This is a genomic window from Marivirga sp. (assembly GCF_024636815.1).
Taxonomy (GTDB): Bacteria; Bacteroidota; Bacteroidia; order Cytophagales; family Cyclobacteriaceae; genus Marivirga.
Map to the genome: position 1 here is coordinate 1 of NZ_JAGXGF010000132.1, position 8,910 is coordinate 8,910.

5 protein-coding genes are annotated in these 8,910 nt (G+C 37.3%); 2 read left to right on the top strand and 3 right to left on the bottom strand.

All coding sequences use genetic code 11. From position 1 onward, the window contains the following. The coding region (locus Q0L29_RS10050) for an outer membrane beta-barrel family protein (protein WP_296621322.1) at nucleotides 1-1,204 on the top strand (1,204 nt) is incomplete at its 5' end. A gap of 66 nt (nucleotides 1,205-1,270) precedes the next feature. On the opposite strand, the gene ald is transcribed toward Q0L29_RS10050, so the two are convergent. Beyond that, a complete protein-coding gene (gene ald / locus Q0L29_RS10055) occupies nucleotides 1,271-2,410 on the bottom strand; it encodes an alanine dehydrogenase (RefSeq protein WP_296621323.1) in 1,140 nt (379 codons plus the stop codon). 329 nt (nucleotides 2,411-2,739) lie between these two features. Here ald and Q0L29_RS10060 point away from each other — a divergent pair, with 329 nt between their 5' ends. Next, a complete protein-coding gene (locus tag Q0L29_RS10060; RefSeq protein ID WP_296621325.1) occupies nucleotides 2,740-5,154 on the top strand; it encodes a thiamine pyrophosphate-dependent enzyme in 2,415 nt (804 codons plus the stop codon). Between the two features lie 82 nt (nucleotides 5,155-5,236). Here the strand turns inward: Q0L29_RS10060 and metF are convergent, their stop codons facing one another. Both metF and Q0L29_RS10070 read right to left on the bottom strand, forming a co-directional pair. Further along, entirely contained in the window at nucleotides 5,237-6,190 is a 954-nt protein-coding gene (metF, locus tag Q0L29_RS10065) for a methylenetetrahydrofolate reductase [NAD(P)H] (RefSeq protein ID WP_296621327.1), read from the bottom strand. Nucleotides 6,191-6,263: 73 nt separating this feature from the next. Further along, nucleotides 6,264-8,910, bottom strand: a 2,647-nt coding sequence (locus Q0L29_RS10070) for a vitamin B12 dependent-methionine synthase activation domain-containing protein (protein WP_296621329.1), incomplete at its 5' end; no start/stop codon positions are given.

Here is an 8,910-nt window from a genome sequence, read left to right on the forward strand (position 1 = left end):
AGATCAAGTTGAGAATCAAAAGATCGATATTTATAATAACACATTAGAAGATGAAGGAAGAGATCCCAATAGAATTGAGGGAAGTACAACGGATGAGTTTAGAAATACTTCTGTTATCCAATTAGATTATGCAACACCTGTTTTAGGTGGATTGATAGAAACTGGTTATAAGTCTATTTTTAGAAAATTTGATAACGATTATAAATATGGATTGGGGAATCCGCAATCAGAAAATTTTCAATCATACGACAGCATTAGTAATCGCTTTATTTATCAAGATCAAATACATGCCCTTTATGCTATATATTCTGACAGTTTACCAAATTTCAATTATGCTGTTGGTTTAAGAGCTGAGCAAACCTTATTGGAAAATGAATTGTTGAACGTAGAGAATTCATTAGTCGCAGTAGAAGACTTAAATAACAATCAACGTTATCTTGATTTCTTTCCAAGTGTGCAGTTAGCATATCACGTGAATGATCATCATATTTTAAAATCCACCTATTCCAGAAGAATTGATAGACCGAATGGATGGAGTTTAAATCCATTTCCAGATTTTGCAGATTCATTGAACGTGAGGGTAGGAGCACCTAACCTACAGCCTGAATATATAAATTCTTTTGAATTAGGGCACATGTATCAAAAGGGAGGATTTACCTTAACTACAAATGCTTTTTATAGGAGAATCAATGGGCAGGTAGATTGGATTGTGAGGGTAGAAGATGGTATTTCCTATAGAGGTCCACAAAATTTAAATACTGCAGATTTATATGGAGTTGAATTTATAAATACTACTGAATTAGCAGATTGGTGGAATTTGAATGCCAGTTACTCCATATTTGAATCAAGAATTGATGGTACTAATTTAGATGAAAGCTTCACGAACAGAGGTTTGTCGAGGTATGCTAAAGTAACTACTGATCTTAGTTTGCCATTAGGTATAAACCTACAATTCACTGGAAATTATTTTGCTCCTGAAATTGAGGCTCAAGGTAGAGATTTAGCTCGATATTATGTGGACGGAAGCTTGCAAAGGTATTTCCTTAACAAGCAATTAAGCATAAGTGCTAGTTTCAGAGATTTATTTGATACTCGAAATTTCAGAGGAGAAAATTTTGGTCCTGAATTTGAGCAAACATTTACACGAAAAAGAGAAACACAAATTATATTATTAACAGCTTCTTATAATTTGAAGGCTGAGTAAGGTTAACAAAAAAAGCCTTTTTGCAGTAATACAAAAAGGCTTTCTATTATTTGAAATTAAGAATGTTTAATCTTTTAATTTTCCCCAAACATTTCCTAAATATTTCTCGAATGGAACATGCTCTAAATCATAAGCATTTGCCACAGCGTCATATACCACATCACCTTTAATGATATTTAAGCCTAAAGCTAACTCTCTATTGTCTTGGCAAGCTTTTACCCATCCTTTTTCAGCAAGTTGAATTGCATAAGGAAGTGTCGCATTAGTTAAAGCTAAGGTAGAAGTATAAGGTACAGCTCCCGGCATGTTTGCAACGCAATAGTGAACCACATCATCAATAATATAAGTAGGATCTTCGTGCGTTGTTGGTTTACAAGTTTCAATACATCCACCTTGATCCACTGCCACATCAACTAGTACAGTACCTGGTCTCATTTCTTTTAACATATCACGTGTAATCAAGTGAGGAGCCTTTCCACCTGGTATTAATACGGCACCAATGATCAAATCAACTCTGCTAAGCATTTCACGAATGTTGTACTCATTGGACATAAAAGTATTCACGTTGGCAGGTAATACATCATCCAGATAACGTAAACGCTGAAGATTTACATCCATAATGGTGACATCAGCACCCATTCCAGCGGCCATTTTTGCAGCGTTTGTACCTACAATTCCGCCACCCATTATCATAACTTTAGCAGGGCGAACACCTGGTACACCACCTAATAAGATACCTCTACCTTTAAGTGGTTTTTCTAAGTATTTTGCACCTTCTTGAATAGCCATTCTTCCAGCTACTTCTGACATCGGCACCAAAAGGGGTAAACTTTTATCAGTTTTTTCTACAGTTTCATAAGCCAGACAAATCGACTTATTTTTGATCATTGCCTTGGTTAAACCTTCATAAGCGGCAAAGTGGAAGTAAGTAAATACCAATTGATCTTCTTTGATCAATTCATATTCCTCTTCAATAGGCTCTTTTACCTTCATAATCATCTCAGCTTTCGCATAAGTGCTTTGAATGTCAGGTAAAATTTGAGCACCTGATTCTACATAATCCTCATCCATAAAACCACTGCCTTCTCCAGCAGTTGCCTGTACGAATACTTGATGGCCTCTTTTGACCAATTCTTGTGTACCGGCCGGTGTCAAGGCGACACGGTTTTCGTTGTTTTTGATTTCTTTTGGTACCCCAATGATCATAGCAAAATAATTTTAATGTTTCCTAATGTCGGCAAATATAAAGCAAACAATAGAATTTACAGTCTTTGATTATACTTTTTTAAGCCACTTTCTATATTAATTTCGAAATCAAATTAATATTTTATTTTGAATACTAATAGTTAGTCTTTGTTTGGTGAAATATTATTTTGACAGAATGATAAAAGCCAAAAATATAATCTGACTTATGCTTTCCAAACGATTGTTAGGCTCAACTGTCAAATTAGGATTTGAAAGCCTCATCATTTTGGTTATTTTTGTTGAACTTACAGCAAAGTGAGTTCGTATTTATTCAATAAAACAAATAGCTGATGACAACCACCAAAAGCAATAAAAATAAGAAATCTAAAATCTCTAAAGATGAAGTCTTAAATGACTTCCGTTTAGGATGGGAGAGTAGGCATGCTAGTTTGATCGGAAGAAAGGAAGTTTTCATGGGCAAGGCGAAATTCGGAATCTTTGGTGATGGAAAGGAGTTAGCTCAACTCGCTATGGCTAAATCATTTCAAAATGGTGATTTTCGATCCGGTTACTATCGAGACCAGACTTTTATGTTTGCTATTGGTGAATTAAGTATTCAAGGTTATTTTGCTCAGTTATATGCTCACACGGATGTCGTTGCTGACCCTGCTTCTGCTGGTCGATTGATGAACGGGCATTTTGCTACAAGAATGTTGGATGAAGCAGGGAAATATACAAAACTAACGGAAAGCAAAAACAGCTCTTCAGATGTTTCGCCTACCGCAGCGCAAATGCCCAGGTTGGTTGGCTTAGCATTCGCTTCTAAATTATTCAGAGAGAATAAAGGATTGAATAAAAAGGAATTCGAACAGTATTCTATAAATGGTAATGAAGTTGCTTTCGGAACTATAGGAAATGCTTCAACATCTGAGGGAATGTTCTATGAATCCATTAATGCAGCCGGTGTTTTGCAAGTTCCTATGTTGATTTCTATTTGGGACGATCATTATGGAATTAGTGTACCACAGGAGTTTCATACCACCAAGGGTAGTATCTCACAAGCATTGGCTGGTTTTCAAAGATCGAAAGATCAAAATGGATATGAAATCTTAACGGTTAAAGGTTGGGATTATGAAGCTTTAATAGATACTTATCAAAAAGCAGCGAAGATTTGTCGTGAGGAACATGTCCCTGCCATGGTGCATGTTTTGGAAATGACACAGCCTCAAGGGCATTCTACCTCAGGATCTCATGAGCGTTATAAATCACAAGAAAGATTAGACTGGGAAACTGAACATGATTGCTTAACCCAGTTCAGAACATATATTATTGATCAAAAAATTGCTACAGCCAAGGAACTAGATGAAATAGAAAATGAGGCGAAGAAAACGGCTAAGGATGCCAAAGATGCCGCTTGGAAAGCCTTTATTGGTGAAATAAAAGAGCAGCAGAAAGAAGCATTAGGATTATTGAATGCATTGGCAGAAGAATCAGGTCAGAATGAGATTTCTGAAATTGCTGATGGGTTAAAATCAGCTATGAATCCATTGCGACTCGATAATATCAAAGCAGTTAAAAAATCATTGCGATTGGTTATAAATCATCAGGGAGAAGCGAAGAAAAAGCTTATTAATTGGTTGAAAGCTGTAATTGAGGAAGGTCACGATCGCTATAGTTCCCATTTATATAGCGAATCAGAAGAATCAGCTCTAAAAGTTGAGGTAGTAGCCGCGGAGTATTCAAATGATCCCAAAAAGGTAGATGGTAGAGAAGTTTTACAAGCCTGTTTTGATGCAGCTTTAGCCCGTGATCCAAAAGTTTTTGCATTTGGTGAGGATGTTGGAAAAATAGGTGATGTAAATCAAGCCTTTGCAGGTTTGCAGGAAAAGTATAGCGATTTGAGGGTGATGGATACCGGTATTCGTGAATGTACAATAATCGGACAGGGAATTGGTGCCGCATTAAGAGGCTTAAGACCTATAGCAGAAATTCAATACCTTGATTATTTGCTGTATGCTATTCAAACTATGTCTGATGACTTAGCTAGTCTTCATTATAGAACAAAAGGAGGTCAAAAAGCACCATTAATTATCAGAACGAGAGGTCACAGGCTAGAAGGTGTTTGGCATTCTGGTTCACCTATGGGTATGATTTTAAATTCTATCCGGGGGATATATGTTTTAGTACCAAGAAACATGACGCAAGCCGCTGGTTTTTACAATACCATGTTGCAAGCTGATGATCCTGCATTAATTATTGAATGTCTGAACGGATACAGATTAAAGGAATCCTTACCAGAAAATGTGGGAGAGTTTACCGTTCCTCTAGGTCAACCCGAAGTTATCCGGGAAGGAAGCGATGTAACAATTGTGACTTATGGATCTATGTGCCGGGTAGTGGTAGATGCAGCTAATCAATTAGCCGATCACGGTATTTCTTGTGAAGTTATAGATGTACAGACTTTATTACCATTTGATATTGATCATTCTATTGTGGAATCTATCAAGAAAACTAACAGAGTTGTTTTTGCCGATGAAGATGTTCCGGGTGGAGCAACAGGTTTTATGATGCAGAAAGTATTAGAGGAACAAAAAGCCTACAGATTCTTAGATGCTCAACCGGGAACCATTACTTCAAATGAACACAGACCGGCTTATGCTTCTGATGGAGATTATTTTAGTAAGCCACAAACAGAAGATGTTTTTGAGAAAATTTATGAAATGATGCATGAGTTTGATCCTGAGCAATATCCTGCTTTGTATTAATCATGGTTTCCGGTCGGTGTGCCACCGACCGGGGTAGAATCTAGCTTTTCCAAAGTTTAGAACTTTGGAAAAGCTGATTTTTTTAGAATATACCTTCCGCAATCCTATAAATAGGGTCTGATTTCCCCATAGAATAATAATGCAGACATGGCGCTCCAAATTCTATCAATTCTTTTGATTGCTGTATGCACCATTCGATTCCCACTTCTTTAGCGGCAACATTATCCTTGCATTTATCTAATTCATCAACCAAATTATCCGGTAAATCCAAATAGAAGGTTCTTGGCAAGGCAGACATTTGTTTTAAGGAAGTAATTGGCTTTAATCCTGGAATAATAGGGACATCGATTCCTTCTGCTCTACATAATTTTACAAATTCAAAGTATTTTTGATTATCAAAGAACATTTGGGTCACCACATATTCTGCTCCTTTCTCTACCTTTTGCTTTAAGATTTTCAAATCTGATTTCATGCTAGGGGCTTCGAAATGCTTTTCGGGATATCCTGCAACCCCTATACAGAAATCCGAAGGAGCAGCAGATTGAAGTTCTTCATCAATGTATTTTCCTTTATTCATATTTACCACCTGTTCCATTAATTCAATGGCGTAAGCATGTCCCTTTGGGTCAGGTACGAATTTATTTTCCGATTTTATAGGGTCACCTCGCAAGACTAAAACTGAGTCTATCCCTAAGAAATCAAGATCAATGAGGGCATTTTCTGTTTCTTCCTTACTAAATCCACCGCAAATAATATGAGGGACGGTATCGATATCAAATCTGTTTTTTATAGCAGCGCAAATACCTACGGTACCGGGTCGTTTTCGAGTTGTTCGCTTTTCCAGTAAGCCATTGCCTTTATCTCGGTAAATATACTCCTCTCGATGATAGGTGACATCAATAAATGGAGGTTTAAATTCCATTAAAGGTTCAATATTTTCAAATAACTGCTTGATATTTTGTCCTTTCAAAGGAGGTAAAATCTCAAATGAGAATACTGTGTTTTTCGCGTTTGCTATATGTTCTGTTACTTTCATAATAAGATTTTAGATTGAAGAACCTAGAATCAGGACAAAAGCCTTTGTTCTAGTGTATAGGTTCTATATTCTTTTAATAGTTAAGGTTAGGCTTGAGCCATCTCTCTATCTCTTCAAAGGTTTGGTTTTTGCGTTTGGCTATGTCTTCAACCTGATCTTTGCCTATTTTTCCTAGGCCAAAGTAGCGGCTTTCAGGATGTCCAAAATAGAATCCGCTTACCGATGCCGTAGGCAACATGGCTAAGTTTTCAGTTAAAGTGATGCCTGTTTTCTTCTCTACATCTAATAGTTCAAATAAGGTGATTTTCTCCGTATGATCAGGGCAGCCAGGGTAGCCTGGCGCTGGCCTGATGCCTTTATATTGTTCTTTGATCAATCCTTCATTGTCTAAAGCTTCATTTTCTGCATAGCCCCAATATTCAGTTCTTACTTTTTTATGTAGTAATTCAGCGAAGGCTTCAGCTAAACGGTCTGCTAATGCTTTTGCCATAATGCTGTTATAATCATCATGATCGGCTTCATATTTTGCAGTAAGTTTATCCAATCCGATTCCTGTAGTTACAGCAAAGCACCCCATATAATCAGTATAGGTGGCTTCTGAAGGAGCTAAGAAGTCTGAAAAAGCATAATTTGGATTTTTCTCCCCTTTTTTACTTTGCTGGCGAAGCGTGTGAAATTCAGTCAGCTTTTGCTTTTTATCCGCATCAGAAAACACTTCTATGCTATCATGGTTTTTAGTGTGCGCAGGATAAAGCCCGAAAATTGCATTTGCAGACAATAGCTTATTTTCTATAATATCTTGTAACATCTCCTGAGCATCAGCAAATAGTTTTCTGGCTTCAACACCTTTTTCAGCATCATCCAATATTTTAGGATAGCGACCTTTCATTTCCCAAGTTTGGAAAAATGGAGTCCAATCTATGTATTCAGCTATTTCTTTGAGATCATAATTTTCTAAGACCTGACTACCAATTTTCTTGGGAGCATGCGGTTGGTAGCTGTCCCAGTCAACTTGATATTTATTTGATCGGGCTTCCTCTATGCTTACATAATTTTTGCTTTCTCCTCTTCTGCTGTGCCCAGCTTTTGCCTCAGCATATTCCCTTTCTATTTCTTCATAGAATGTATCTTTATCTTTCCCAAGTAATTTTCCAGCAACCGTAACAGAACGGGAAGCATCATTCACATGAATTACGGGACCAGTGTAGTTAGGCTTAATTTTCACAGCTGTATGAATTCGGGAAGTAGTAGCTCCACCAATCATAACAGGAGTTTTCAAGCCTCTTTTTTCCATTTCCTCTACCACATAAATCATTTCATCTAATGAAGGGGTAATCAATCCGCTCAAACCGATAATATCTACCTGGTGCTTTTTAGCCTCTTCCAGTATTTTTTGTAAAGGAACCATTACGCCTAAGTCGATTATTTCGTAATTGTTGCAGGCAAGCACAACAGAAACAATGTTTTTACCGATGTCGTGGACATCTCCTTTTACAGTAGCCATTAAAATTTTTCCATTACCACTCTTGGCTCCCTCAGCCTCTAGCCCTCCAGCCCCCAAAGGGGGAGCTTGGGTCAGTGCTTTTAGGATTTTTTCTAGGACAACATCTAATTGGGATATTACTTCAGAATTGGTAAAGCGGATTACTTTGAATCCTTGTTTTTCTAGCCATTTTGTTCTTTCTTCATCATTGGCTTTGTTTTCGGGTAATTGATGGATTAGTCCATCTACCTCAATTATTAGATTCTTTTTTACGCAAATGAAATCAGCAATATAGCCACCAATAATATGTTGTCTCCTAAACTTATATCCTTCAAGCTGTTTTCCTTTTAATGCATCCCATAGGATTTCTTCAGCTTGAGTAGGATTATCATGCCTCATTTCTTTGGCAAAATCCTTCATCAAGCCGTAAAGAATAGGATCTGCAGTTTGCCAATACTGCTCACCAGAAGCCCCCTTTGGGGGTTTGGGGGCTTTTTTTTCCTCTTCGATATACGGTAGGAGGTAAGCCACAGCCTTCTTCATCACCCTTGCGCTTTTCACTACTTGCGGTAAGAACATTTTACCAGCACCGAATAGATCACCCACTACATTCATTCCGTCCATTAAAGGTCCTTCAATGACATCAAGTGGCCTGGTGGTTTTCTGTCTTGCTTCTTCAGTATCAGAATCAATAAATTCTGTAATGCCTTTAATTAAAGCATGTTCCAATCTTTTATTTACTTCAAGATTACGCCATTCTTGTGCTGTTTTTTCTGCTTTTTCACCTGGCTTTAGATTTTCAGCATAAGTCATCAGCCTTTCGGTGGCATCTGGTCTGCGGTTGAATAATAAATCTTCTACATAATCCAGCAATTCTTTATCTATTTCATCATAAACCTCAAGCATTCCTGGGTTGACAATCCCCATGTCTAATCCTGCTTTGATAGCATGAAATAGAAAAGCGGAATGCATGGCCTCGCGGACTACGTTATTTCCCCTAAAGGAAAAAGAAATGTTGCTGACTCCTCCACTGGTTTTGGCATATGGTAAATTGTCTTTTATCCATTTTAAGGAATTGATGTAATCTATAGCATAGTTATCATGCTCTTCCATTCCTGTACCGATAGTAAGAATATTGGGGTCAAAAATGATATCTTCAGGAGGGAAATCAGCCTCTTTGACTAATAAATCATAGCACTTCTTACAAACTTCGATTTTTCTTTCAAAAGTATCAGCT

What these genes read in the sequence shown, in the direction of transcription:
- ald (WP_296621323.1), bottom strand. Translation starts at nt 2,410, where the DNA reads ATGATCATTGGGGTACCAAAAGAAATCAAAAACAACGAAAACCGTGTC.
- metF (WP_296621327.1), bottom strand. Translation starts at nt 6,190, where the DNA reads ATGAAAGTAACAGAACATATAGCAAACGCGAAAAACACAGTATTCTCA.
- Q0L29_RS10060 (WP_296621325.1), top strand. Translation starts at nt 2,740, where the DNA reads ATGACAACCACCAAAAGCAATAAAAATAAGAAATCTAAAATCTCTAAA.